We start from the raw sequence: 25,961 nt of genomic DNA, 5'->3' as shown, positions 1-25,961 counted from the left end.
GCTTTTTCCTTCGTTATGGTTCTGATTGTCTGTTGGATTACGACGGCGGGACGCGGCACGGGTGCCGCCCGCCGGCTTAGGGGATGGCTGGGTCTACTGCGCCGCCGTCGAACTTCACGCCAGCCAGCCGGCGGCCAGCGACGGCCAGGGCAATGGCGGGGACCAGGGTCAGCGCCACGATGACGTTTCCCACGAGGGCGGGTCCTGCGGTGCCCAAGGGCGAGGCCAGGGCGGCGCCGGCGACGGCGGTCCCCAAGGCGGTTCCGGCGTTGAACGCCGAGACGCTGAGGGCGGAGCCCAGGGTTGCCGCCGGCCCGGCGAAGCGGACGGCGAGGTGGATCAGCACGGTGTTGGCGCTGAGTCCGAACAGGCCCAGCAGGACCACCAGTGCGCTGGTCAGCCACGGCGAGCCGGAGAGCAGGCTGATTCCGAGCAGCAGGACCGTGGTCACGGCGGGCGTGATGATGGTGATCGGGCCCGGGTGGGCGTCGCCGAAGCGTCCGGCGAGGAGGGTTCCGATGACGGAGCCGACGCCGAACCCGGTGAGCACCAGCGGGACGTGGGAGACGGCCACGCCCGCCTGGTCGGTGAGGATGGTGGCGATGAAGGAGTACGCGGCGAGCACGCCCCCGCACGTGGTGGCGCAGGCAGCCAGGGCCAGCCACAACCGGCCCGAGCGCAGCCCGGCCAGTTCAGTGCGGACCGACGGCGCCTGCTGCACGGGAGCGTCCTGCGGGACGAGGCGCGCCACCAGGACGGCGGCCATGGCGGCGGCGGCCGCGAGCGTCCAGAATGTCCCCCGCCAGCCGATGAGCTGCGCAATGAACGCCCCCAGGGGAACACCGAGGACCGTGGCCAGCGCGCCGCCGGCACCCACCACCCCCACTGCCCGCGCGCCGGAGGAGGGTCCGGCGGCACGGGTGGCCACCACCGCGGACACCGCCCAGAACGCTCCGGTGGCCAGTGCGCTGACGAACCGTGCCGCCATCAGCACTGCGAACTCCGTGCCAAGCGCCACCACCACATGCCCCAGGACGAACACGATGAGGGCGAGGACCAGGGTCAGCTGCTTGGACAGCCGGAGTGTCAGCATCGCCATCAGCGGAGCACCCACCACCATGCCGACCGCGAAGACCGTGATCAGGGACCCGGCCTGGGCGACGCCCACGCCGAGGTCGCCTGCGATCTGCGGCAGGATGGCGGCCACCACGAACTCGCTCGTGAGCATCAGGAACGTCCCCAGCGCCAGCACGTAGACCGCCAGCGGCAGCCCGCGCCGGCCCTGGCCGGCACCGCCGGCAGTGGCCTGACCGGCGGTAACGCCGTCCTCGAGATTGGCCGTTGGCCCACCCATGTGAAAGCTCCTCGTTGCAGTGGAAAATATCTTCGTTATCCATTCCACCGGCTGATCAACGGGTGTAGAAGGCTGTGTTTATCGGGGGTACAAACTCAACCCCCTCACCGGAACGGACGGGCGTTATCGTGACTTTATGGACAACCTGCCTGACAACCGCGCCGACATCCGGGACTTCCTGGCCAGCCGCCGGGCCAAACTCCGGCCGGAAGAGGTGGGACTGCCCTCCGGAAGCCGGCGCCGGGTCCCCGGGCTGCGCCGCGAGGAAGTCGCGGTGCTCGCCGGTGTGAGCACCGAGTGGTACACGCGGCTGGAGAAAGGCAACATCAGCGGCGTGTCCGAGGATGTCCTCCATGCAGTCGCCCGGGCGCTGAACCTCGACGACGAAGAACGCGCCTACCTTTTCGAGCTCGCCCGGGCGGCAAGGCCTGCCAACCGTGTTCCGGTTCGCCGCAAGGAGGCCGACGTGGCGGCACCGGTGCGCTGGCTGCTTGATTCCATGACCATGTCCGCAGGGTTCATCCGCAACGGCCGGCTGGACGTCGTGGCCGCCAATCCGCTGGGCCGGGCCCTGCATGCCCCCATGTTCGCAAGCCCCACCACCGCCGCCCATGGACGTGCCAACTTCGCACGCTTCCACTTCCTGGATCCTGCCGCGCGTGACTTCTTCGTCGACTGGGATGCGGGAGCGGCTGCCACGGCCGCCCTCCTCCGCACGGAAGCCGGACGGGAACCCAACGACAAGGCCCTCCGCGAGCTGATCGGAGAACTCTCCACGGTCAGCCCGGAGTTCCGCACGCTATGGGGCTCACACAACATCCGCTTCCGCCACGACGGCATCAAGCGGCTCCAGCACCCCGTCGTCGGATACCTCGAACTGACCTACCAGTCCCTGGCCCTGCCCACCCTTCCCCGGGCGGTGCACGAGCTCAGCGTCTACACAGCTGAGCCGGGAACCAAGCATGAAGAGCAGCTCAAGCTCCTGACCAGCTGGGCAGCCACCACTCCGGCTGAAGCAAAGTGAAGGTGGCGGGTCAGCTGCTCGCGCCGGAGGCGATGACGCCGACGCCAAGGCCGGCGATGATGCCGCTGCTGACGCGCTCGACGCCGGTGCTCACCTTAGGGCGGCGCAGCAGCGCCATCGCCTTGTAGGCGATGAGCGCGACGACGGCCAGGTAGGCGAACGCGATGACCGCCTCCACCACGCCCAGGATCATCGCGGCCGCCATGGTGTTACCGCCCTCGGGGATGAACTGCGGAACAACGGCCAGGAAGAAGAGGCCAACCTTGGGGTTGAGCAGCGTGGACAGCGCGCCGGCGCCGAGGCCGGCGAGGTTGCTGTAGCGGACGTCGCCTGCTTCCGCGCCGCCCTGCAGGCCTTCCTTTGCGGCCTTCCGCGTCTTCAGGAAGCCGGAAATGCCGAGGTACAGCAGGTAGAGCCCGCCCGCGATCTTGAGCCAGCGGAACACCTCCGCTGACTGTTCCAGGATCGCCGCCAGCCCGACGCCGACGAGCGCCGCCCATGCGATGGCGGCAACCGCCGAGCCCGCCGCAGCCGCAATCCCTGCGCTGGGCCGCTTCAGCGCGATGCGCAGCACCAGGAAGGTGTCCGGTCCGGGCGTCAGGGACAGAATGAGGCACAGTCCGGCGAAGGCCGCGAGCGAAGCGAGGGTCATGCTGAGGATTATCCCTGAAGGTCGCCTGTTCCCCCAAAGGCATCGGGCCGAGCAAGGCGCCGGGGGCCGCTCCCCCATGATGCGGCCCCCACCGATGCAGGTAGTCGGCCCAACTACTTGGCCGGACAGGACCAAAAACTTGAGTACCCGCCACGGTTGCCCGGCTCCTTGCCCCGCGACTAAGTTGCCGTGTACTGGTCGTCGAGAACTGGCCACTGTCGCCGAACAGCTCTATCAGGTTGAACCACCGGTTCAATGACATTGGAGCGCGGAAAATGAAGCAACTCATCAGATTTGGTGTGGTTGGGGGTACCTCGGCGTCCCTGATTTGGGCGCTGGCGGTGGGTGCTGTCCCGGCCCAGGCGGCGACGTGCGTGCCAGAAACCCCTGCCCCGGCCAGCAGTTATCCGGGAACAACGGTGATGGCCAACAATTTCGAGTCCGGCACCCTGAACGGGTTCTCGTCCACCACCGGAGGCACCGGCACCACGGAGGTCTCCTCGGACCAGTTCCACTCAGGGACCTGCTCCGCCCACGTGCACGCCACGGCCGACCTCGGCTCGGTCGCGAACCTGTCCACGCCCCTGCCGGCGGGTACGGCCACGGCTTATGCCGACGGCTGGTTCAACATCACCCAGGCCGGGGTGGTGGGCAACAATGTCCCGTATCTCCGGTTTTTCTCCGGTAGCATCCGGGTCGCCGACATCTACCGGTTCAACGACAACGGACAGCTCTGGCTCCGCGTCACCGCCCCTGACGGGGCCTCCGTTTTTACCCGGCTGACCACCACAAGCATCACGCTCAACGCGTGGCACCACGTGGCCATGCGGACCACCGCCAACGGGGCCGCATCCACCGTGGAGGTCTGGTTTGACGGCGCCCAGGTGTACTCCAGCAACCAGGTAGTCAGCGCTGCCACCACCCTGGACAGGGTCCAGCTCGGCGCCGAACACAACCGCCAGATGGGCGACACCTACGTAGACGACCTCGTCATCAAGGCCTCCCCGCGGGCCGCCGCCACTCCGTCCATCCGCAGTGCCGCGGACGTCCTTGCGGTGGGTTCTGACGGCACGCTGTGGAACTACCCGGCCACCGGCCAGGGTTCGCTCGGGGCCCGGCAGAAGATCGGCGCCGGCTGGGCCGGGCTGGCCAAAGGGTTCATAACGGACTGGAACAGTGACGGCACGCACGATGTCATCGCCCAGTGGAAGGACGGCCGGCTCAGCTTCTACGCCGGAAGACCCGAAGGCGGATTCGTCGCGGCCCGGGCCATCGGCACCGGCTGGGGCGGCTACCACATCACCGTGGGCGACTGGCGCACTGCCGACCAGTTCCCGGGAATCCTGGCGTACGACGCCTCCGGGACCCTCTGGTACTACGGCAACAGCGCCGGAGCATCGCTGTCACCGCGTATCAAGACCGGATCCGGCTGGGGCGGCCTCTACCTCACCATGACCGATTTCGACCAGGACGGGGCGCAGGACCTGCTGGCCAAGCGCAGCGACGGCAGCCTCATTCTGTACCGCTCAACCGGCACCGGCGGCTTCGTCTCAGGAGCAAGGCCCACGGTGGGCACCGGCTGGAACAGCATCAGCAGCATCACGGCCGTGGAGGGATTCACCACGGGAAGCTCAGGGCTCATCACCCAGCTCACCGACGGCCGCCTCGCCCATTACCCCTTCAGCAGGGGCACCTGGGGCGCGCGGACCATCATCGGCACCGGCTGGAGCACCTTCAACGTCCTGCGATAGAACCGGCAAGGGCCTCAACTGTACGTTCGCGCTATGGCGAACGTACAGTTGGGGCCCGACGGCGGCTCACTGGCTGCCGCGAAAGCGTCTAGGACGCCGCGTCCAGGGTGATGTCCGCAGACTGCTCCTGGCCGTTCCGCTGGAAGGTGACCGTCACGGTGGACCCGGCGGCCTGCTCACGGGCGGCAGCCGTCAGCTCTGAGGCGTCGGTGACGGTCCGGCCGGCCAGGCCGGTGACCACGTCGCCCGCCTCCAGCCCGGCCTTGTCCGCCGCTGACCCGGAGGTCACCGAGGCCACCTCCGCGCCGGCGGTGAAGTCCGACGACGGCCCGGACGTTTTGTCCTGAACGGACAGTCCCAGCTGGCCATGGGAGGCGGAACCCGTGGCGATGATCTCCCCGGCCACCCGCTTCGCCTGGTTGATCGGGATGGAAAACCCGACGCCGATGTTGCCGCTCTGCGTGGACGAGGACGTAGATGCGGCGGATGCGATGGCCACGTTGACGCCGATGATCTCACCCTGCGCGTTGACCAGGGCGCCGCCCGAGTTTCCGGGGTTGATGGCCGCGTCCGTCTGGATGACGTTGATGCTGACGGAATCCTGGGCCGAGGCCGAAAGGCCCTGCTGGGATCCGAACGGGTACGGCGAAGACCCGCCCTGGGAGGATCCGCCGCCGGAGGACCCGTCGCCGGAGGTGGCAGAGGACTCCGTCTCGATGGTGCGGTTCACCGCGGAGACGATGCCGTCCGTGACGGTGCCGCTCAGCCCCAGCGGCGCGCCGATGGCAATGGCGGTGTCGCCGACGTTGACGGCGCCGGAGTCGCCGAGCGTTGCCGGGGTCAGCCCGTTGGCGTCGATCTTGATGACGGCCAGGTCGGAGAGCGGGTCGGTGCCCACGATGGTCGCCTTATAAACCTGCCCATCGTTGAGGCGGACCTCGACGGCGGCATCCGCGGCTGCCCCGTCCAGGGTCACCACATGGGTGTTGGTGAGGATGTGGCCTTCGGTGTCCAGGATGATACCCGAGCCGGTGCCTCCGGAGCTGCCGGAGGTGGCGCTGATGGTCACCACGCTGGGCGAGGCCTTCTGCGCGGCGGCCGTGACCACGTTGACGCTCTCGGTGTTGTTGACGATCACCGGGCTGATCGCGGCCTGGGCGGTGGCGGTTGTCTGTGCCGGGGCGTCGGGCCACAGGGCCGCAACACCGGTGGCCGCTCCCCCGCCCAGCAGTCCGGCAGCCACGAGGCAGGTAACGAAGACGCCCGGACCTACCCGCTTTTTGTCCCGCGGCCGCGCCGTTTCTTGCAGGACAGTGGCATGAGGGACAGGGGTGTGGCCGGTCTCCGTGTACATGGGTGGCTCCTCAGGGGTAACGCTCCGTCGGTTACCGGAGCTTTCCCCCTCATCCTGTCCAGCCGGGCTTTGGCCGTTCTGTCCCGGTGCTGTGCGGAGCCTGTGAAGGCAGCGGACCGCCTAATGACGCTGCCATGTCTCACGAGATGTACACACCCTTCTGGGACGAGTTGCGGCCGTTCGACAGCTCCTGGAGCGCGGAACTGATCGTCTGGGTGGACACGTCGCGTATCTTCGCGGTGAACCGTTCGGACATGCCGGGGACCTCCACGGTGACGTTGATGACAGGGCGCAGTGCCGTACCGGCCGTACCGGCAGAGCCGGCGTAGCCGTTGGAGGTGGCCGGGGCATGCGCCATGCCGGACGGGACCGTGCCGGAGTTCAGGGCCTCCATCAGCGGCAGGCCGTAGTGGTTCACGGCGGCGGCCTTCATGACGAACTCACCGTTCGACAGGGCGGCGAAGATCGAGTCGGAGGTGCCGGTGCCCGGGCCGAAGACCGGACCGTTGAACCCGCCGCCGTCGAAGTGGCGCACGGCACCGCCGGTCCAGAACCCGGTGCGCGCACCGGAGCGGCCAGCGGCGGCACCGGTGGAGTTGTGTACCGACTCGGACCGTTCGACCCGGATGAACGTCGTCTCGTGGTGGTTCACGTAGGTGTTCACCGTCTTGCCGTCCACGGCGTTCATGGCACCGAGAGTCTGTTCGGCCATGCGCTTGGCGTAGTCGCTCATCCACGACTTGATATCCACGCCGCGCGGGATGCCGAGGATATCGCGGGCAAGGTTGTCGGCGGCGGTGCCGGTGATGCCGAACTGGCCGGCCGCGGTCTTCGTCTTGTTGAACGTGTCGACCAGGTTGGCCTGGAGCTGGCCCTGGCTGTAGACGTTCCGCCCGTAGGCGTCAGTCTGCTTGGCCATGTTCTCGGTGACACTCATGCCGGAACGGGCGACGGCGTCGAGCATCGCCTGGTTGTATAGCCGTGGATCACACAATTGGCCTGTCGCTTCGGGTCAATGTAACGTTTGTGTCACCGGTTGGCACACACGCCCGACAGAACAGTCAGGGTCCCCGTTCGTGTGGTAAGTCCCCAGGGGGCAGCGGCCTTTGCTTTGCCTCAGACCGCGCCCAACTTTCGGGCAGGACTCGTTTCCCGGCGGCCTGCCCGTTTCGCACCCCCGAAGAGGATTTTGTTCTCATGCGCAGGAAATGTCTGCTGTCCGTTGCCATGCTCTCGGTTCTGCTTGCCACCTCGGCATGTGAGGCAGGTACCGCCGACCCGGCGTCATACCCCCAGCCTGCAGGCTCCACGGCCGCCGGCACCGGCGGCAGCAGCTACAGCACCGGGGCGGGCTCCACCGAGGGGCCGGAAATCGGGGTTTCCCAGTGGAATGCTGCCGAGGCCGTAAAGAGCGCCGAGGCGAAGGCGGCTGAAGACGCCCAGGCTGACGCCAAGGCAGCGGCCGTTGAGGCTGCGGCAGCCAAAGCGGCTGCGGCTGCCAAAGCGGCAACCGCGGCCAAGGCAGCAGCAGCCGGGAAGGCCGAAGCGGCCAGGGAGGCCGCCGAAGCGGCCCAAGCTAAGAAGGCAGCCAAAGCCGCCGAAGCCAAGAAGGCCGCCGCTGCCAAAAAAGCCGCGGAAGCTAAGAAGGCAGCCGAGGATGCCGCGGCCAAGAAGGGTGCGGCCCCGGTTCCAACCAAGACACCACCGGCTGTCGACCCCGGCTTCAGGCAGGTGGATCCCGTGCCTACAGATCCCCCGACGGCTGGTGTCGAGTGCGGTCACGCCGAACATCACGGAAACCACTCCTGCCACGGAGATCATGAGGCAGGTCGTGGCGACGGCGGGTCGGACGAAGCGCGGAACCGCGGCGGGAGCCCCGATCCGGACGGTACGAATGGCTGAGCCGCGCGTGTAGCCGGCGGCCACTCGCGTCCCCTTGCCAGCTATTGGAGCAGCTGTGAGGTGTCAGCAGACACTGCTCTCGACTGCGGGGATCATAAAATCGCCAGCAGGTACAACCCCGCGCAGATCACTGTCACTACGGCAAAAACAGCCACGATCCCAACGAAACCCCACTTTGTGCTCATGATTTCTCCCAATCCCAGGCGGGCACATATGCCCTAGTTACTTCCATTTGCACTTTGATACTCAAAAATGTGAATTCCATGGGAAACAGCCCTGCGTTCACCCCTATTCGCTCCGAAGGGCCCGGACGGAGAACAAACGACCAGGTTATCCAAGCGCGACGAAGGCGCAGGGGTGCGCGATTACAGCGCTCGGATGGATTTCCCATGGCCAACGGCCTAATCCGGCGTCAGCCCACCAGAGCTCTTCGCCGGCGCTTTCCAGGCGCGTCAAATAGACTGGAAAGCGACTATCCGAGCGTCATAAGTTCGGATTTTTCATTCTTTTGCTTTGATTGTGACTGCGCTTCAGCGCGCAGGTAGACGTGTAAGGACAGGAAAAGGGTGCAGATCCCGTACTTCTCTTATCCGCACCGAGGCTCCCCCAGCTGGCCTTGCCGCTACTTCGCCCCTGTGACTAGAGGACTTGAGATTTACCTACCCTAGGTGAAGTGCAACTAGCTCGCACCCCCATTAAGTACTCGTTTTTCGGCCTCACCTATTACTTGGTTGCGCGCATACGCACTGACCAGCCGGTATGGCGACATTCACCGGCAACTGGCCGCACATTTAAGCCACGTCACCTATCCATAAGAAGGTGACCGAATGCATGGAGTCGCAATCTGAACGGACTTCAGCGTTTGGACTCCGCGTCCTCGGCGATTTCCGCCTCGGTTGCCGCCCTGACGGAGGCAGCAAGCGTCGTATCGTTGCGCGAGAGGGCGTAGTGCACCACGGCCGCAAGGGCAGCTCCGATGAACCATGAGAAGGCCGAGAGGGCGCCAAAGACGGGGACGAGCGCAATGACCACTGCGGGCACGGCGGAGACGATGAATGAAATGTCGGCCTTGCGGTTCCAGCCGCCCGTATAGGTGTAGTAGCCCTGCTCAATGAAGAGGTCCGGCACCAGCACGTGCTGTTTGCGGAGCACGTAGTAGTCCACCATGATGATTCCGAACAGCGGGCCGAGCAGCGCACCCAGGCCGCCAAGGAACAGGTTGATCACCACAGGGCTGTTGAAGAGGTTCCAGGGCGTAATCAGGAGGGCGATCGTCGCGGCGATCAGGCCGCCCCGCTTGAAGTCGATCTTGGATGGCCAGACGTTCGCCAGGTCGTAGGCCGGTGAGACGAAGTTTGCCACGACGTTGATTCCCAGCGTCGCAACAGCGAAGGTCACGGCGCCGAGCAGCAGGGCCCAGATGCTGCCGATCCGCCCGACGATTTCCACTGGGTCGTAGATGTACTCCCCGTAGAGCTGGAAGGTTCCGGCCGTGACCACCACGGAGACCACGGAGAAGGCGATGAAGTTCACGGGCAGCCCCCACAGGTTCGCCGTGCGGACCGCCTTGCGGGTCGGGGCGAAGCGGGAGAAGTCGCAGAAGTTCAGCATCAGGGTGGAGAAGTAGGTCACGGTCAGCGCGACGGCGGCAAAGAAGGCGTGCGTGGTGCCCCATTGTGCAGTTCCACCCGGCAGGTCCAGGGACAGGTTCCAGCCCGCATTGACCAGAATGTAGATGACCAGGAGGCCCATCACCGCCCACACGGCCGGGCCGGCCCAGTCCTGGAATCTCCGGATCGTCTCCATGCCGTTCCGAAGCAGCAGCAGCTGCAGCGACCACATCAGCAGGAACGCGAGCCAGCCGAGGGTGGATTCACCCAGGAAGTTGTTCCGGGTCAGCCCCTCGAGCTCGGGCCAGATCTTCAGCGCGATGATGATGACCGCCCGGGAGGCGAGCCAGGTCTGGATGCCGTACCAGGCGATGGCGACGAGGGCACGGAGGAGGGCCGGGAGGTTGGCTCCGAACGTTCCGAACGAGATCCGGGCGAGCACCGGGTAGGGGACGCCGGTCTTCTGGCCTGCGTAGCCGGAGAAATTCATCAGGAAGAAAACGAGGATGATTCCCACAACGAGTGCCAGGAAAACCTGCCAGGCCCCGAGACCCAACGCGAAGAGGCCGGCCGCGAAGGTGTAGCCGCCCAGCGAGTGGATGTCGGACATCCACATCGCAAACAGCGAATAGAAACCCCATGTGCGGTGTTCGGCCGGCGCGAGGTCTTCGTTGTACAGGCGCGTACTGGCACCCGGGGGAATTGTGTGAGCCATGGAATCCTCACTTCCCTAATTCCGCATTCTGAAATTAATACTCTGAATGCATTACAGAAGGGCATCTGCCAGTGCTAATATACTCCCTTTTCACTTTTTTGCGGATCGGCGGGCACACGCGGCAAGTGCGCGAGGGCCACAAGTGTACGTTCGCGCTTGGTGGGGGTTTTAGTCCCAGTTGGTGCCGGCTTGCGTGGCAGCGGAGAAGCCGCCCAGGCCGTTGCCGCGGTAGAGCCACAGCGTGCCGTTGATGTCCACGGACAGGATGTCCGTCCGGGCGTCGCCGCTGTAGTCGCCGCGGCCAGTGATGGTGGTCATGGAGTTCCAGCCGGATCCCAGCCGGACGCTGCTGCCGAAGCCGCCGCGGCCGTTGCCGGAGTAGCGAAACAGGACGCCGTCGGCGTTGCGTGCCAGGAGGTCGGCCTTGCGGTCCCCGGTCAGGTCGCCGGGGCCCACGATGGCGGTCATCGCGTTCCAGCCCGAGCCCACCTTGCTCCGGGTCAGCCAGCCGCCCCGCCCGTTGCCGGGGTAGAGCCAGAGGACGCCGGTGCTGTCGCGGGCCAGCACGTCGGCCTTGCCGTCGCCGTTGAGGTCGCCCGCGCCCACGATGGCGGTGAACCCGTTCCAGCCGGAGCCCACCTGCTTGCGGGCCAGCCAGCCGCCTGTGCCGTTGCCCGGGTACAGCCACATCGCGCCCGAGGCGTCGCGGGCCAGAACGTCCGCGCGCCGGTCGCCGTTGAAGTCACCTGGGGCCACGAGGGACGTCAAACCGTTCCAGCCGGAGCCCACCTGCTTCCGGGCCAGCCAGCCGCCGGCACCGTTGCCCGGGTAGAGCCACAGGAAGCCGGAGTTTTCGCGGGCCAGGATGTCGGCCTTGCCGTCACCGGTGAAGTCCCCTGCGGCGAGGACCGCGGTCATGTGCAGCACGGCGGTGGCGGCGTCCAGCCGGCCGGTGCCGCAGCCCTGCGGGCAGTCGTCGGGCATGGGCCGTGCGGTGCGCTTAAGGCGGGCTTCGACGGCGGCGGGGGTCGCCGTCGGGCCCATCTGGGCCATCAGCAGCGCGGCCGCGCCGGAGACGTGCGGTGCCGCGGCGGAGGTGCCTTCGGCGAAGAAGTAGGCTTCCCGCCCGGCGGTCTGGTCGCCGTCGTTCAGGGTGGAGAGGATGCCGTTGGGGACGCCGCTGTCCGGGTCGATGACGCTGGTGGGCCTCATGTCGCCGCCGGGGGCGGTGATGTCGACGGCGGATCCGAAGTTGGAGTAGGGCGCCAGGGCGCCGGTGCGGCCGCTGGCTGCGACGGCGATGACGTTGTCGCAGTTAGCCGGGCTGGAGGTGGAGGCGTCCGCCATCTCGTTGCCGGCGGCCGCAACCACCACCGAGCCCCGGGCGGTGGCGGCGTCGATGGCGTCCTGGAAGGTTCGCGGGCAGGCGGGGTTTTCGGGGTCTGTGCTGCCGCCGAGGCTGAGGTTGATCACGCGGGCCGGGTTGGGGTTGGCCGGCACACCGTCCACCGCGCCGCCGGAAGCCCAGATGATGGCGTCGGCGATGTCGGAAAGCTGTCCGCCGCAGGGGCCCAGTACGCGGACCGGCAGGATCTTGGCCATGGGCGCGATGCCAGCGACGCCTTCCGCGTTGTTGGCGACGGCGGCGATGATGCCGGCAACATGGGTGCCGTGCCAGGAGGATGCCATTTCGAACGAACCACTGCTGCACTGGCCTGCGGTGGACCAGTCGCCCTCGTCCGTGGCGTCGGGGTCCCGGCCGTCGCCGTCACGGGCGTCGCTGTCATCGGCGATCATGTCGTAGCCGGGGAGCATGTTGGCGTTCAGGTCAACGTGATCAGTCTTGCCGGTGTCGATGACGGCCACCACCTGCCCGGCGCCCTGGGTGACGTCCCAGGCGCGGGTGGCCTTGATGCCGCCGGTTTCCGCGGACAGGTTCCACTGCCAGGGGAAGAACGTGTCGTTCGGGTCCGCGGCTTTGGCCTGCAGCTTCACGTCCGGTTCGGCGTAGGCGACGGCGGGATCGGCGCGGAGGGAGGCGAGCAGCTTGTCGGCGTCGTCCTGGCCAAGTTCCTTGCTGGTGCGCACCACGCGCGCGCCGTTGACGGTGGCCCGCAGGTCCTTGGCGGTGGCATCGAGCTTGGCGGCCGCGCGCGTGACCGACTGGGCGCGCAGGGCAGAGCTGGACCGGCCCGTGCTCTTGAACTTCACGATGAACTGGTCCGTGGGCGCGGTGGAGACAGACGGCCGGCGAGGGATGGACGGCAGGTGGGGATCGCCGTCGGCCGCTGACGCGGGAGGCACAACGAGGGCCGATGCCACCAGGCCGGCGATGCCGGCGGACATGATGGCAGCAGAGAAGCGTGTTCGGCGCGTAAGTGACATCGAGACCATCCTGTACGGCGCCCCAGCCGCTGGTGCCGAGGCGCAGTTATGAGTCGCGGCCCCCGCCGCGTTCAGGATCGAGTTTAGCGGCAGTGCCCTCGGGGACGGCATAACGGGTCCGGTCTTCCCGAAATAGTTACGCAGGTGCGACCCGGCCACCCGGTTTTCACCGGGGCCGGAAGTTTCTGCACCGTAGCGCCGCGACCGGCAGGGCCCGCTCGATGGAGTACGTCGTGAGGTCGCTGCGGTAACGGCTCTGTGTGATGAGGTAACAGCTAATGGCAAAGACCCCGCCCACCGCGAAGCTTCTGAGTCCCAAGCCGCCAAAAGCGGCGTCCGCTCCGAACCCGGCGATAGGGAAGGCATGGGACACGATCACAAGCACGGCCAGCAGAAGCCGGATGAGGTTGAGCGCGTTGTCCCGGCCCAGACGGTTACGAATAACGTTTGCATGCGCGCCCAATGGCTTCATCCCCCAGAAGTAGTTGCCCTGATTCTGCTGGATCCGGGAAACGCATCCGTCCCCATAACCAGTCGGGCGGAACCTATTCGTGGATCAGGTAAGTACCCGGCCGCCGGCAATGAAAGGGGCGATGCCTTCGGGCCTCCAACGCATCATCGTTTTGATATTCCGGCGGTAGTTCGCTGTTTCCTTGACGGCATCACGCCACGCGTTTACGGCGGCTATTACGTCGGCGCAAAAGGTTGGAAGGTCGAGGATCAGTACGGATTCGTCACCGTGCCTCACGAGTCCGTTGTGGATCTGGAGGTTGGATTCAGGGCCGATAAAGATGATTCGACTGTACTTCACCGTCGACGATGTGCCTTGATGAAGAAGGCTGCAGCGCATCTTGTACATCTCACCGGGATCAAGCCGAGGGTATTTTTCTGCCAGATGGGCGCGGACCCAGTTCTTGTATTTCGAGCCCGTGGTCTGGCCGTTCTCGGACTGCATGGCGGCGCAGATGTCCGGGAGGGCCAACGTGCCGGCTAGAGCGAGGACCCAGCGGCCATGCTGCACCGCGAACTTGATGTCGTCAATGAAACCATCCATAAGTCTCCCCATCTTAGGGGCAGATAGATCCGGCGATGTTCCCGTGCCGGTCTTACTTGTCCGCCAATGTGTATAGACGGTCTGCTTGCTCTAACACCCCAGCAGGCCCTTCTCGGGCTGGGCGTATCGGCCCCGGGCCGCCGAGGGAGCGCCAGTTCCTGAGCCGGGCCTCAACGGGGCGCTCAAAGAACGTGTACAGGGCGCCGGCGAGCGGGATGGAGATGGCAATTCCTACGAGGGCGAACAAGGCCCGCTCGGTAAGGGTCTCCGGCCCCAGTTCCAGGGCACCCCGCAGCACGAGCTCGTGGACCAGGTACAGGGCGAAAGACCATTCGCCCAGTTTCACCATAGCGGGGGCGCTGGCGAAGGTGGGGCCGCTGCCGGTGCGGTCTCGTTCCGCATAAGCGGCGATCAGGAGGGCGAAGCCGGGAATGCAGAGCGCGCCTGAGAGCGGACCTGCTGTATGCCAGAGCGCGATGCCGTCAACCACCTCGAGCAGGAGGAACGAGCCGATGGCCGCAGCCGCGCCGGCGCGCAGGCCAAAGCGGGGCCTCCAGCCTTTCCGCATGGCGACGGCGAGACAGACGCCCACGGTGAACTCCGCGATCCGGAACGCCGGGAACGTGTAGAACAGAGCACCCCAGTCGAAGCCGGGGGCAACGGCGAGCAGGACGAATATGAGGGAGGCAGCGGCAGCGAAGACCGCGGCGCCGATCCGGAGGAGCTGCCCCGGTTCGAGACGTGAGAGCCGTACTGCCAGGAATGGGAACACCGCATAGAAGAAGGCCTCGCAGGAGAGCGACCAGGACACCCCGTTGTAGGCGTAGACCCAGTGCTGCTCGCCGAGCCAGGCCTGCACCAGCAGCAGCGAGGCAATGAGCTTGGGCAGGGACTGGTCACCTTGGGCGGCGAAGGCAAGGACGACGGCGGCTGCCGCCGTGAGCGCGTGCAGAGGCCAGATTCGTGCGACGCGCCGCCAATAGAACTGGCGCTTGGAGGTGCTTGGCTTCATGGACCAGGCCAGCACGAAGCCGGATAGCAGGAAAAAGAACGTCACGCCCGTCTGCCCCATGGACACCAGCGGGTACATCTCCGGCACCACCGTCACTGCCGCGTGGTACAGGACCACGAGCATGGCGGCGATGAACCGCAGTCCTGTCAGTGTGTCCAGCCTGGCGCGTGAAATTGCTCTTTTCTCCCTCAGTGAGACAGCGGTGAACGCTCCAGTCTACCCACGAAAAAGAGGATTATCACAAAATGGTAACGGCTTGCGCCTAAAGCTTTCGACCACCGTTGACAGAGATCATCGAGGACCTCGAAGGTTTACAGTTGCCGAGGCAGTCGCGCTTTGCGGAGTTCGTCGGCGCCTGGGAGCAGCGCTACCTGGCAATTATCTGCACGGGCTCGTGCTATGAGGGCCTTCCCATGTTGGACAGTTTGCACTGTGGATCCAGGACGCGTTTTTCCTGAATACAGGGACTGCATCTTCGCAAGGCTCTCCGCTAACTGAGTATGTCCTTGATGCACGCGGGTACTGGCTGCGGATAAATTACGTATCCTCCACGGTGGCCCGGCCAAATCTCAAGGACGTACCTTCGAGCCATGGGAAGTGAAATTGGCAAGACGGCTCGTCCAGCACTCCGACGCGAGAGCGGAGTTAGGCGCCGCGGGCTCCTCAGAATAGGAACCCTTATGGCGGCAATTACTGGAGCTTCCGCGGTGTCAGATATCGGAGCATCCTGTGCGCTGGCAGCCCCAAATGGTACAACGCCATCGGCAGCATACATTCCCCTAGCGGAAAAGGGCGCCGCGTCGGGCGTAGCAGTCTTAGATCTTAATGCGAAGGTCCCGCTTTCGCAGCTTCCTGACTTTTCCGCCACTTTCGCGATGGTATCAAGCGTGCCGAAGCGGCTGGGAAATGGCACCACGGACGCCACGTCGGGCGTTCAGGCGGTCATTGATTCTGCGGCGTCATTCGGTGCCCAGGTCTACTTTCCGGATGGCGTCTACAAGGTGACCTCACCATTGGAGAACTTCCATAACGTCCACCTCTCCAAAGGGGCCATTATCACGGCCGGGGCCCCTGGAATGGCCGCCGTGGTGCGGACCCAGCTGAGCAAGCGTTATGACAACGGGGCCATCGTCGGCGGCGGCACGATTGATGCGAACACCAACGCGGCCATCGGCATACACGTCCGGAACTTCCTGTACTTCAAGCTGAACAACCTCACCGTTCACGGCGGTAACGCTGCCGGCATTAAACTCGGAGACAGCAGAGCAATCGGCCGAGCCGCCGAAGCGATCCTCTCGAACATCCGCATCATCAACAACGGCAGTGTCATCACCGGTTCACGGGGTATCCTCTCGGAAAATTCCGGGGACCACTCGTTCGCGCAGGTTCTCGTCATGAACTACGAGTATGGAGTGACCCTGCCTGTCGGCAACAACGCCATGCTGGAGGACGTGCACGTCTGGGCCGAGCCATCAAAGGGCGCCACGAAAATTGGCTTCGAAGACTTCTCCAACAGCAGCCATTACTCCAAGTGTCACGCGGACGCCCCGATTGAGTACGGCTTCCGACTCTACGGCTACCAAACCACCTTGGTCCAGTGCGGCACTTACCTGAATCCTAACGTTCCGCAGGTCGTGGACAATACTGTTGTCGGCGTTAAGTTCGAAGCGGCTTACCCGATTGGCACACTCGTGGGGCATTACTTCTTTGGCGGGTCTGGAGCCAAGAGGCTCAAATCCGACATCGAAGCGGCTGATGGCAACTATGGTCTGATTCAGCATTTTGGCTGCTCCAGCCACAACGTCGTAACTCTTCGGTCACTCTACAACCGCAGCATCGGCATGACCGTGCGCGACCGTGTGCTCTCCACTGAGGGCTTCGAGGCAGACTCACCTACCCCATTGGGCAATTTGGGCCTGTCCATCAAGACAAACACCCTTGACCGTTGGAAGATCGTTTCTGACGGAGGTGCAGAGACTGGCTCCAACACCGGTACCGGTCTGGCAATCCGACGCTATGACGACAACGGAGCACTACTCTCCGAGCCGATCTTTATCAGCCGCTCGTCGGGGACCATCGTGCTCAAGAACACGATGTCACTATCCGACGGCGTGAACCTCGTGACAGGCTCCACTACCGGCACACAGTTCAGCACAAGCCCCGCACAGAAAATCGGGTTCTATGGGCTAGCGCCTGTCGCTCAACAGGCCGTGGCTGGCCCACGTGGATCGGCAGCAGCTCAGGCATCCCTAACGGCAAAGCTGGCCAACCTGGGGCTGGTCACTGACACCACGGTGTCGCCTATATCCACAAAGACAACAAGTCAGACCATCACCGCTGCCGATAGATACGTCATCTCCGATGGTGGCACGCTCATTCAAACGTTGCCCGACCCTACGTTGGCATCAGTCGGTTACCCAGTAACTATCAAGAATGTGAACGTATCCAGCTGTACCGTACGGTCCTTGGGCGGCGGCCTAATTGATGGTGCGGCCTCCAAGACGCTACCTCAATGGGCAACGGTGACCTTTATCACAGACGGCACACAGTGGCTCACCGTCTGACGGTCAAGTATGTTCGGTTTTGCTCGTCGTCCTCCCTCACCTCTAGCAGCAAGATCCAGCTAGTGTGATACGACATCAGCTGAAGTAGGCCCTGGCAGTCTTATCGGTACCCGTCCACGATCGCAGCAGCTATCTCCTTGTAAGCCCGTCGGGTCTCCGGCCTCAGGTGATCGAGGGTCACCAGATCACCGTCAGCCACTCCCCGGTCGTGCGGAACGGCGATTAGCTGACGGCACAGTCCTGCCAGATGCTCCTCGATCGCGTCCTTGTCCACACGGTTGGACACCTCGTCCTTGTCCGTTATCACCACAATCGCATTGCGGGCCAAGTCCTCATAGCCATGACTAGCCAGCCACTGGAGAGTGCTGCGGGCGCGCTTGGCGCCGCTGACCGCATAACCGGCCGCGATGATTAGATTGTCAGCGGACTGCAGGATCCCCTTCATCGCGTTATGCGTTACTCCGGTGCCACAGTCCGTCAACGCCACCGAATAGTAGCTGGAGATGAGCCGGCGGATCCGGAGATATTCTTCGGCGGTAAGCGAGTCCGACACCTCGGGGTCCTGTTCGCCGGCGATGAGATGCAGCCGGCCCGCGTGGTGCATGTACCGGGACAGCTCGGTCAGTGAATCGACCGACTCGATGTTTCGAAGCAGGTCCGTGATGGTCCGCGGGGTGGTCTTCTGGTAAATACCCTCGCCCAGCGCCCGCTCGACCAAGTCTCCGGAGTCCGGATTGGCATCGATCGCGCAGGGCGGGTCGCCACGGAACTCGGCGAGGGTGAGGCCGACACCCACGGTGGTGGAGGTTTTGCCGATGCCGCCCTTCAGGCTGAGCACGGCGGTGTTGAAGCTGCCTTGCAGTTGGCGCGAGATCCGGCGGGCCAACTCGTCTTCCTCCCGCTCCTGAGCGCTGAGACCCAAATTCCAGGCGCCGCCAGTCGCCCGGTACAAAAATCCCCTAAGGCCCTTCTTGGGGCGGGGCTTCTGCTCCCGGACAAACGACGCCGGAAGCGCCGTAGCATCTGCTCCCCGCACGTCAGATTCGGACAGGCTTTCCGGCTCCTCGACCGGCGGTGCTGCAGCCGGCCGGCGGGTCGGCGCCGGCGGGTTTACAGGCGCCGGGGAGGTGTCGGAGAGTGCATCGGCCGCGGCTGCCGCTTCTGCCCATGAGGAGCTGCGGATGGGGGGCGTCGGGGCGGTGGGCTCGGGTGTCACGGCGGGGATAGTTCCTGTCCAAGCGTCGGTGCCGTCGGCGCTGCGGCGGCGGTAGCGGCGGCGGAGCTCAGGCTGCTCCCCCTCGGTGGCGGCGTCGGCTAATCGGTTATCCGCTGGTTCAGGCATGTAAGGTCCCCCGGACCCACAGCGGCGTCCCGCTGTGATCGTCAATCGGTCTGATTCAAAAAGACATTCTAGGTGCTGGCGGAGCTTGTATTAGTCAGCAGCCTTGCTAACAGCTCCTACCAGCCGCCCAGAAAGGACGTTGGCCAAGCAGAGCGAACCGATTCAGCCGTGGATCAGGGCAGCGGCGACTACGGGCACAGTGAGCACCAGGAGAATGCCTAAGGCCACGTAGCTCCACCATTTGGGCCGGCTGCGGTGCGGATTGATGTCGATGTACGGCACGCCTACTTCACCGCCCCTGGGACTACCGCGCACACTGAAGAGGTGGGTGGGGTCGTAACATCAACGGCGCGGCGCTTAAGGCGCAGCATCCAGTACAGCCCGGCGAACGGAAGGAGCAGGCTCCCAAGAAGGCTGGTTAGCGCAAGGACAAAGTCGGTGAAAGCCACGGTTGAGACCTCCGGATGCGGCAGCACTTTTGACGTCTCCAAAGCAGCATTGCTCAGACACGACGAAGTGGCTGGAAGTGGAATCCCCCAAAATCGGGATTATTGGCCAGCCTACTTAGCATTTTAGGGCGCTGTCCAATCGGACACGCCCGGTAACTAATGCAGTCAAAACATTCAATTGTCATTCGCCACGCCCGCTGTTAACGCTTCACGGCCAGCACCACCACCACTGCTGTCACTAGGGCCAATGCGACTAGCCCCACGTACGATAAGATGCGGAGATATCGGCCGCGCTTTTCGCGCCGGCTCACGCGCCCGTAGCGGGCTCCCCCATAAGTACTCACCCGAGCGATGCTAGGCACACATTCTCAAGGAAAGCTCAGGCGTTCCTCAAGAATTGCTCAAGATGCCAATTTCCATTGCACGGAGGGCTCACTAAGGGTCCTCAGCGGGTCTGTAGGTTGCTGCTCCTCCGCCGGAGTCGGCCATGCCGTGCATGGGTCTCAGGAAGCGGGGGCAGTGGATCAACAGGGAGGCCAGCCACGACCGTCCTCGTAGCTTCCGATAAGCGGGGCATATCATGTTGGTCCAGCCAGGACCGCCCAGGGAATGGGTCATCGGCGACGATGTGCCGCTCGATGAAGTGTCGGATGACTAGGCGGATTCCGGTCTTCATACTCTAAACCTAGGGACCTTGGCCCCACGCCCCCAGCGTAGTCACTACCTGTCTTTCCGAACGCCGGCTACCCGTGCCGACATGACTACTCGCTTCAGTGCTGCGGGCGGGTCTCCTGCAGCCGCTTGATAAACCAGCGCGACTGCTCCGGCCCGTACGGCAGCACAGGGATTGCTTTGGTGGCATCAGCAGGCATATCGCGGATGGACTGCCGCGCCTGCCGTACGGCGGTCGTCATGGTGTCGGCCATGGTCTTGACGAACCGGTCGCTGCACGGCTCGCCATGGCCTGGCACCAGGAACTCATAGCGGTGGCGGAGCGCAGAGAGGTGCCGCAGGGCATCCGCCCACTCCTCCGGATAGGAGTCTTCAAAGGAGGGATGCGCGCCCTGTTCAACAAGGTCGCCTGCGAACAGGGTGGTGGTGGTGCCCACCAGAAGGTCACCGTCCGTATGCCCGCGGCCCAGATAGAACAGGGTGACGGTCTGCCCGCCAAGGTCCACAAGCACCGGTTGGTCGCGGACGATGGCGTTGGGAACCACCAACTCCACGTTCTCGCCGTCGCCAGCGGCCATTTCCGGTTCGTATTCAGTGACCTCGCTACGCTGGACATCGCCGTTTTCGCCGATCTCCTCGGCGCAGTTCTCATGTGCCCAGAACTCGTCCACGCCGGCTTCGGCAAAAACGGCGTTACCAAAAAAATGGTCGTAGTGGGCGTGCGTGTTCACGACAACCAGCGGCAGCGGGGTCTTCTCCCGGACGGCGTCCAGGATTTCTTTCCCCTGACGCGGCCCACACCCGGTGTCGATCACCATCGCCCGTTCCGCCCCCACAATCAGACCGGTATTAAGCTTGCATCCTTCGGTTATTAGGACGTAGTTGTCCGCACCGACGTCGAGCCATCGTGACATTTCTTCTCCGTACTTTCCGGGAGCGTTACCGTTGGTCTGGCCTCGATTCTACTCATCGAACTGGGGGTTATCAGGAACAATGGTCGCTCCTACAGTCGGAGGAAGTGGGCCTGGGGGATTTTTGCGTGAGTGAAATCCGCATCTGGGCATGGTCTGCTCATGGGCTGAGTAACACAGACACTTCTGCTACGAGTGCGATGCAATCACCAACCACGTGATGTCGTACCGCCGTGACGGAAGCAGCCGGGCAGGCGTCGTCAAATGCTCGATGCATTCGGACGTAGCCGTCTAGATCCCCCTCAAAGGTCAGCGAGCGCAGTACCTGGGTTTTCGATAGCGTCGGCGACATAACGCAGGAAGCCGGCAGCCGTCCCGCCATCGCACACTCGGTGGTCGAATGTGAGGGTCAGTTCGGTGACCTTGCGAACGGCGAGTTCATCGTTGACCGCCCACGGCTTGTCGATGATCCGGCCAACGCCCAGAATTGCGACTTCCGGGTAATTGATGATCGCCGCTGAACCGTCCACTCCAAAGACGCCGTAGTTGTTTAGTGTAAAGGTTCCGCTGCCCAGCTCAGCAGGAGTCGCCTTCCCATCTCGTGCGACGGCGGTCAGTCGCTTGATCTCGACGTCCAGTTCACGGGCCGTCAGCTTATCCGCGTTGCGGATGGACGGAACTACCAGACCGCGCTCGGTCTGTGCAGCAAATCCGAGGTTGACCCCGGCGAAGGACAGGATCTCCTGGGACTCGCCACCGGATGTATCCTCAGTGCTTGCGAAGCGCGTGTTCAGCTCCGGGTACTTCTTCAGCCCTGCCGTGACGAAGCGGGCGATGAAGGCAAGAAGTCCTGGCGTTTTGTGCGGGTCAGTTTTCTTGAGTCCCGCCCGAAGTTCAACCAGGGCGGTGGCATCGACGTCCACCCAGACTGTGGCTTCCGGAATTTCGGTGCGGCTGCGGGTCATGTTGGCGGCCACGGCCTTGCGGACTCCTCGCACCGGTGTACGGGTCGTGATTCCGAGGCCGGTTCTTGAGTCGGTGGCGTGGTTGCTGGTTTCGAGCCGTGCGGTTTCGAGGGCCTGGGTTTCGGCAGGCTCAACCAGCCGGGTATGACCAGGTACAGCATCCGGCTGGGCAATTGCGGCTTCCACGTCCCGGCGCATGATGAGGCCGCTCTCCCCCGAACCGTGGACGTGCCCAAGGTCCACGCCGTGTTCCTTGGCCATCCGTCGGACGAGTGGTGAGATCACGGCGCCGAGCTTGCCGGGGACGCGGGTCCGCAGGAGCAGCGCGTCATCAGCGGGGGTGGTGAGCTTGGTTTCGGTGTCATCCTTAGTTGCCGGTGTTTGGGTATCGACCGGCTCGACCAGCGAAGTGGACCGCCGGGCGCGGCTTCTGCGGACGGTTGCAGTGCCGCCAGGTGTTCCGTAGCCGATGAGAACGTTGCCGGAGCCTGCTCGTTCTTCCGTGCGGTAGGTTTCGGCGGCTGTGGTTTCATCGGTGTCGCCAGCCTTGGTTTCGACAGGTTTAACCGGCGGGGATTTGGGCTCGACAGGTTCCGTGGTTTCGACCGACGGTGCCACCGAGATCAAGGGCTTGCCGACGTCCAGGGTCTGGCCCGGCTCGCCGTGCAACTCGGCCACGGTGCCGGCGTACGGGGACGGAACCTCTACTACCGACTTGGCGGTTTCCACTTCGGCGATGGGCTGGTCCACGCGGATCTCGTCGCCGACGGCCACGAGCCAGTTCAGAAGTTCGGCTTCAGTCAGCCCTTCGCCGAGGTCGGGCAGGAGGAACACTTTGGTTTCGGTCATCTGATCAGTCTTCCCACTGGAGGTCGTCAACGGCGTCGAGGATGCGGTCCACGCCGGGCAGGTAGTAGTGCTCGAGTTTCGGTGCGGGGTACGGTACGTCGAAGCCGGTGACGCGACGGATCGGGGCCGCCAGGTAGTGGAAGCACCGTTCCTGGACCCTGGCCACGATCTCCGAGGATACGGAAGCGAACCCATGGGCCTCCGCAATGACGACCGCACGGCCCGTCTTCCGGACGCTGGCCGCGACGGTCTCGTCGTCGAACGGCACGATGGTGCGGATATCGATGACCTCGAGCGAGCGCCCCTCCTCCGCCGCTGCGGCAGCTGCCGCCAGCGCCGTCGGAACGGACGGGCCGTAAGCAATGAGTGTTGCGTCGGTGCCGGAACGGGCCACAGCGGCGCGGCCCTCGGTGGCCCGGCCGCCGTCGTTCTTCCCTTCATACTCCTCACGGAGCAGCTCCAGGTCCACCAGGTCCTTGGACCAGTAGAGCTTCTTGGGTTCCATGAACATGATTGGATCGTCCGAATCGATCGCTTCCCGCAGCATGCGGTAGGCATCCGCGACAGTGGCCGGCGTGTATACCTTTAGACCGGCCGTGTGGGCGTAGTAGGACTCGGAGGAGTCGCAGTGGTGCTCCACTCCCCCGATCCCGCCGGCGTAGGGAACCCGGATAACCATGGGCAGCCTGACGCGGCCCCTGGTCCGGTTGTGCATCTTGGCCACGTGGCTGACGATCTGCTCGAAAGCCGGGTAGGCAAAGGCATCGAACTGCATCTCGACGACGGGGCGCATGCCGTTGATCGCCATCCCCACCGCCATGCCGACGATGCCGGACTCAGCCAGAGGAGTATCGAAGCAGCGCTGCTCGCCGAAGGTGGCCATGAGGCCGTCCGTGATGCGGAAGACGCCACCGAGTTTGCCGACGTCCTCGCCGAAGACCAGGACTGATTCGTCGGCACCCATGGCGTGCGCCATGGCGGTGTTCAGCGCCTTGGCCATGGTGACCGGCTGCGGCCCGGCGGCTGCGGCGCTGGCCGCGGCCGAGGCGGCCGCGCGGGCGGTGGCGGCGCTGACGTTGCCGTTCGCCTCTGAGGACGTGGTGATTGTCGGGCTCATTTGGTGGCCTCCGTTGCGGCTGCGGCGCTGGCGGCGTCGCGGGCGAGCTCGTCGGCGACGAGGGCAGACTGTTCCTTGAGCTGTGGCGTCTGGTTGGCGAAGACGTACTTGAACAGGTCCTGGGGATCGACGGGTATGTCTTCACCGAGGCCGGTGCGGAGCTGCGCGGCAACCGCTTCCGCCTTCTCTGTGATTCGGGCCTCTCCGCCGTCGTCCAGCAGTCCTCTGTCCGTGAGGTACTTCCTCATCCGGGTGAGCGGGTCCCTGGCAACCCACTGGGCCACCTCGCTGTCCTGGCGGTAGCGGGTGGCGTCGTCCGCGTTGGTGTGGGCCTGCATGCGGTAGGTGTGGGCTTCGACGAGAAGCGGGCCCGACCCTTCACGGGCGAGCTTGACCGCACGGTCCAGGACGGCGAGGAGGGCGACGACGTCGTTGCCGTCCACGCGTTCACCGGCCATGCCGTAGCCCACGGCCTTGTGGGCGAGCGACGGCGCGACGGACTGGTGGGCCAGGGGCACGGAGATGGCGTACTGGTTGTTCTGCACGAAGAAGATGACCGGCAGGTGGAAGACGGCGGCGAAGTTCAGGGCTTCGTGGAAGTCGCCCTCGCTGGTGGCACCGTCACCGCACATCGCCAGGACCACTGTGTTCTCGCCGCGCAGCTTGGCCGCGTGTGCGACGCCGACGGCGTGGAGCAGCTGCGTGGTGAGCGGTGTGCACTGGATCCCCACTTTGTGTTTGAGGGAGTCATAGCCCCCGTGCCAGTCGCCGCGGAAAATGGTCATGGCTTCGATTGGATCGACACCGCGGGCCATGACGGCGACGGCGTCCCGGTAGGTTGGGAAGATCCAGTCACCTTCAGCGAGACAAAGTGACGCGGCCACCTGGCAGGCTTCCTGGCCGTGGCTGGAGGGATAGACAGCCATGCGACCCTGCCGGACCAGTGCGGAGTTCTGGTCATTGACCCGCCGGCCGACAACGAGCTGTTCGTAGGCGGCAAGGAGTTCGTCGTCGCCGGGCAGCGGATACTCATGGCCGGGCTCGGTGCCCTGCTCTGAATGGTGCTTCAGGTTGCCGTCCTGGTCGACCATCTGGATCTGATGGCGTGCGGGCAGCATGTAGTCCTCGGCGGTGATGCCGAATTTGCGTACGGCTTCGGCGGCAGCGCCGGGCAGGTACGTGTCCTCGGCCTGCTCCGGGGCAGGCTCGCCCTGCCCTGCCTTGCCGGGCGCAGTGTGGTCTGCGGAGATCGTCATTGGTCCGTCCTTCTGTAGCCACTATTCACTCTCAGTATGGTCCCGGACGATGTTTCGTATCCAGTGCCAGCGCGAATCGTGGAGAAGTACGCGAAACTCCCCTATTCTGAAAGACAAATTGCAAATGTGAGCTGTGTAACGAACGGGAGTTGTAGACAAAATGGCCGAGCCGGACGAGGAACAGGCAGCGGTGCCGCTCGACGACGTGGACCGCAACATCATCGCCGAGCTGACGCGGGACGGCCGGATGTCCGTCACCCAGGTGGCCGAGAACGTGCATATCTCCCGGGCCCACGCGTACACACGGATAGCCCGACTGACGAGCCAGGGTGTGCTGACAAAGTTCACGGCAGTTGTTGATCCCATTAAGGCGGGACTGAAGTCCTCCGCCTACGTGACACTTAAGGTGCAGCAGCACTCATGGCGGGAGTTGCGGGAACAGTTACGGACAATCCCCGAGGTGCACCACATTGCCCTGGTGGGCGGGGAATTCGACGTGATCCTGCTGGTGCGGGCCGTGGACAACGTGCATCTAAGGCGAGTGATCTTCGATCAGCTGCAGTCGATGCCCGGCGTGTTGGATACACAGACGTTTTTGGTGTTTGAGGATGTCGATACGCGATAAAGGGCGTAGCAAATGCTTCAACATCCGCCTTTCACACTCAACGGGAGCCCGGCATTTCCGCCAGTGATTGCATGCAAACCAGTGTGGACTCCACCACAGACACCTTAGTGTCCAGACCCAAATTTTTCAGGCAAACGTTAACACAAGTCCTGCTCCATTAGGTGATGGCACGTACGATGGGGGAATGCTGAAGGATCCGTCTCGACCTGTCGTGATTATCGCGATGAACGCTTTTCGCCCCGGCGGCTCACAGACCTACGCCTTTGCTCTAGCTCGCATGCTAGATAACCATGGAATCGAGCCTGTCTTGGTGGCCAAGCCCGGCCCGTGGTACAAGGAAGCAAAGCTGTCCGCTCGGAGCATCCGAGTAATGTGGCGAGAGGGCACGGCCACAGGGG

At 64.4% G+C, this 25,961-nt stretch carries 18 protein-coding genes; 5 read left to right on the top strand and 13 right to left on the bottom strand.

The annotated features are described in order from the left end of the window. Positions 1–76 precede the first annotated feature (76 nt). Entirely contained in the window at positions 77–1,354 is a 1,278-nt protein-coding gene (locus tag BWQ92_RS15405; protein WP_083706332.1) for an MFS transporter, read from the bottom strand. Between the two features lie 136 nt (positions 1,355–1,490). Here BWQ92_RS15405 and BWQ92_RS15400 point away from each other — a divergent pair, with 136 nt between their 5' ends. After that, complete coding sequence (locus BWQ92_RS15400; RefSeq protein ID WP_076800863.1) at positions 1,491–2,378, top strand: helix-turn-helix transcriptional regulator; 888 nt, start codon at positions 1,491–1,493, stop codon at positions 2,376–2,378. Between the two features lie 10 nt (positions 2,379–2,388). Here the strand turns inward: BWQ92_RS15400 and BWQ92_RS15395 are convergent, their stop codons facing one another. Beyond that, positions 2,389–3,030, bottom strand: a complete 642-nt coding sequence (locus tag BWQ92_RS15395; protein ID WP_076800861.1) for a LysE family translocator — start codon at positions 3,028–3,030, stop codon at positions 2,389–2,391. 275 nt (positions 3,031–3,305) lie between these two features. Here BWQ92_RS15395 and BWQ92_RS24010 point away from each other — a divergent pair, with 275 nt between their 5' ends. Next, positions 3,306–4,781, top strand: a complete 1,476-nt coding sequence (locus BWQ92_RS24010) for an FG-GAP repeat domain-containing protein (protein WP_216639949.1) — start codon at positions 3,306–3,308, stop codon at positions 4,779–4,781. 88 nt (positions 4,782–4,869) lie between these two features. Here BWQ92_RS24010 and BWQ92_RS15385 read toward each other — a convergent pair whose 3' ends face one another. Together BWQ92_RS15385 and BWQ92_RS15380 are read right to left on the bottom strand one after the other, a co-directional pair. Continuing rightward, positions 4,870–6,135: a S1C family serine protease gene (locus BWQ92_RS15385; protein ID WP_076800857.1), complete on the bottom strand. Its 1,266-nt coding sequence runs from the start codon at positions 6,133–6,135 to the stop codon at positions 4,870–4,872. 139 nt (positions 6,136–6,274) lie between these two features. Beyond that, positions 6,275–7,099 (bottom strand): hypothetical protein, encoded by an 825-nt coding sequence (locus BWQ92_RS15380; protein WP_076800855.1) that lies wholly within the window; start codon positions 7,097–7,099, stop codon positions 6,275–6,277. A 233-nt stretch (positions 7,100–7,332) separates the two neighbouring features. Between BWQ92_RS15380 and BWQ92_RS24005 the strand changes: the two genes are divergently transcribed. Beyond that, positions 7,333–8,037 carry a hypothetical protein gene (locus BWQ92_RS24005; protein ID WP_216639948.1) on the top strand — a complete coding sequence of 235 codons (705 nt, stop codon included), beginning with the start codon at positions 7,333–7,335 and terminating at the stop codon, positions 8,035–8,037. 855 nt (positions 8,038–8,892) lie between these two features. Here BWQ92_RS24005 and BWQ92_RS15370 read toward each other — a convergent pair. From BWQ92_RS15370 to BWQ92_RS15350, 4 genes are all read right to left on the bottom strand, one after another. Then, on the bottom strand, positions 8,893–10,362 hold the full coding sequence (locus tag BWQ92_RS15370) for an NCS1 family nucleobase:cation symporter-1 (RefSeq protein ID WP_076800852.1): 1,470 nt from the start codon (positions 10,360–10,362) through the stop codon (positions 8,893–8,895). 168 nt (positions 10,363–10,530) lie between these two features. Further along, complete coding sequence (locus tag BWQ92_RS15365; RefSeq protein WP_076800850.1) at positions 10,531–12,747, bottom strand: S8 family serine peptidase; 2,217 nt, start codon at positions 12,745–12,747, stop codon at positions 10,531–10,533. 556 nt (positions 12,748–13,303) lie between these two features. After that, complete coding sequence (locus tag BWQ92_RS15355) at positions 13,304–13,801, bottom strand: hypothetical protein (RefSeq protein ID WP_076800846.1); 498 nt, start codon at positions 13,799–13,801, stop codon at positions 13,304–13,306. Between the two features lie 52 nt (positions 13,802–13,853). Further along, on the bottom strand, positions 13,854–14,954 hold the full coding sequence (locus BWQ92_RS15350) for an acyltransferase family protein (protein WP_257787673.1): 1,101 nt from the start codon (positions 14,952–14,954) through the stop codon (positions 13,854–13,856). A gap of 539 nt (positions 14,955–15,493) precedes the next feature. On the opposite strand from BWQ92_RS15350, the gene BWQ92_RS15345 reads away from it, so the two are divergent. After that, entirely contained in the window at positions 15,494–17,377 is a 1,884-nt protein-coding gene (locus tag BWQ92_RS15345) for a glycosyl hydrolase family 28-related protein (protein ID WP_172804295.1), read from the top strand. Between the two features lie 100 nt (positions 17,378–17,477). Here BWQ92_RS15345 and BWQ92_RS15340 read toward each other — a convergent pair whose 3' ends face one another. The 5 genes from BWQ92_RS15340 to pdhA form a co-directional block, all read right to left on the bottom strand. Beyond that, on the bottom strand, positions 17,478–18,719 hold the full coding sequence (locus BWQ92_RS15340) for an ATPase (RefSeq protein ID WP_076800840.1): 1,242 nt from the start codon (positions 18,717–18,719) through the stop codon (positions 17,478–17,480). A gap of 1,219 nt (positions 18,720–19,938) precedes the next feature. Next, positions 19,939–20,754 carry an MBL fold metallo-hydrolase gene (locus BWQ92_RS15335; RefSeq protein ID WP_076800838.1) on the bottom strand — a complete coding sequence of 272 codons (816 nt, stop codon included), beginning with the start codon at positions 20,752–20,754 and terminating at the stop codon, positions 19,939–19,941. A gap of 299 nt (positions 20,755–21,053) precedes the next feature. Next, positions 21,054–22,565: a dihydrolipoamide acetyltransferase family protein gene (locus BWQ92_RS15330; RefSeq protein WP_076800836.1), complete on the bottom strand. Its 1,512-nt coding sequence runs from the start codon at positions 22,563–22,565 to the stop codon at positions 21,054–21,056. 4 nt (positions 22,566–22,569) lie between these two features. After that, positions 22,570–23,682 carry an alpha-ketoacid dehydrogenase subunit beta gene (locus tag BWQ92_RS15325; protein ID WP_076800835.1) on the bottom strand — a complete coding sequence of 371 codons (1,113 nt, stop codon included), beginning with the start codon at positions 23,680–23,682 and terminating at the stop codon, positions 22,570–22,572. Further along, entirely contained in the window at positions 23,679–24,938 is a 1,260-nt protein-coding gene (gene pdhA / locus BWQ92_RS15320; protein ID WP_076800833.1) for a pyruvate dehydrogenase (acetyl-transferring) E1 component subunit alpha, read from the bottom strand. The genes BWQ92_RS15325 and pdhA overlap by 4 nt, the downstream gene beginning before the upstream one ends. Before the next feature lie 160 nt (positions 24,939–25,098). Here pdhA and BWQ92_RS15315 point away from each other — a divergent pair, with 160 nt between their 5' ends. Continuing rightward, a complete protein-coding gene (locus BWQ92_RS15315; protein WP_076800831.1) occupies positions 25,099–25,563 on the top strand; it encodes an Lrp/AsnC family transcriptional regulator in 465 nt (154 codons plus the stop codon). Positions 25,564–25,961 lie beyond the last annotated feature (398 nt).

Source organism: Arthrobacter sp. QXT-31 (assembly GCF_001969265.1).
Classification (GTDB): domain Bacteria; phylum Actinomycetota; class Actinomycetes; order Actinomycetales; family Micrococcaceae; genus Arthrobacter.
The sequence above is the reverse complement of the archived record's forward strand: the minus strand, read 5'-3'. Positions and strand labels throughout refer to the sequence as shown.

Coding starts and splice junctions, on each gene's coding strand:
- BWQ92_RS15340 (WP_076800840.1), bottom strand. CDS start 18,719: ATGCCTGAACCAGCGGATAACCGATTAGCCGACGCCGCCACCGAGGGG.
- BWQ92_RS15355 (WP_076800846.1), bottom strand. CDS start 13,801: ATGGATGGTTTCATTGACGACATCAAGTTCGCGGTGCAGCATGGCCGC.
- BWQ92_RS15325 (WP_076800835.1), bottom strand. CDS start 23,682: ATGAGCCCGACAATCACCACGTCCTCAGAGGCGAACGGCAACGTCAGC.
- BWQ92_RS24005 (WP_216639948.1), top strand. CDS start 7,333: ATGCGCAGGAAATGTCTGCTGTCCGTTGCCATGCTCTCGGTTCTGCTT.
- BWQ92_RS15400 (WP_076800863.1), top strand. CDS start 1,491: ATGGACAACCTGCCTGACAACCGCGCCGACATCCGGGACTTCCTGGCC.
- BWQ92_RS15335 (WP_076800838.1), bottom strand. CDS start 20,754: ATGTCACGATGGCTCGACGTCGGTGCGGACAACTACGTCCTAATAACC.
- BWQ92_RS15395 (WP_076800861.1), bottom strand. CDS start 3,030: ATGACCCTCGCTTCGCTCGCGGCCTTCGCCGGACTGTGCCTCATTCTG.
- BWQ92_RS15345 (WP_172804295.1), top strand. CDS start 15,494: ATGGCGGCAATTACTGGAGCTTCCGCGGTGTCAGATATCGGAGCATCC.
- BWQ92_RS15370 (WP_076800852.1), bottom strand. CDS start 10,362: ATGGCTCACACAATTCCCCCGGGTGCCAGTACGCGCCTGTACAACGAA.
- BWQ92_RS15365 (WP_076800850.1), bottom strand. CDS start 12,747: ATGTCACTTACGCGCCGAACACGCTTCTCTGCTGCCATCATGTCCGCC.
- BWQ92_RS15315 (WP_076800831.1), top strand. CDS start 25,099: ATGGCCGAGCCGGACGAGGAACAGGCAGCGGTGCCGCTCGACGACGTG.
- pdhA (WP_076800833.1), bottom strand. CDS start 24,938: ATGACGATCTCCGCAGACCACACTGCGCCCGGCAAGGCAGGGCAGGGC.
- BWQ92_RS15380 (WP_076800855.1), bottom strand. CDS start 7,099: ATGCTCGACGCCGTCGCCCGTTCCGGCATGAGTGTCACCGAGAACATG.
- BWQ92_RS24010 (WP_216639949.1), top strand. CDS start 3,306: ATGAAGCAACTCATCAGATTTGGTGTGGTTGGGGGTACCTCGGCGTCC.
- BWQ92_RS15385 (WP_076800857.1), bottom strand. CDS start 6,135: ATGTACACGGAGACCGGCCACACCCCTGTCCCTCATGCCACTGTCCTG.
- BWQ92_RS15330 (WP_076800836.1), bottom strand. CDS start 22,565: ATGACCGAAACCAAAGTGTTCCTCCTGCCCGACCTCGGCGAAGGGCTG.
- BWQ92_RS15405 (WP_083706332.1), bottom strand. CDS start 1,354: ATGGGTGGGCCAACGGCCAATCTCGAGGACGGCGTTACCGCCGGTCAG.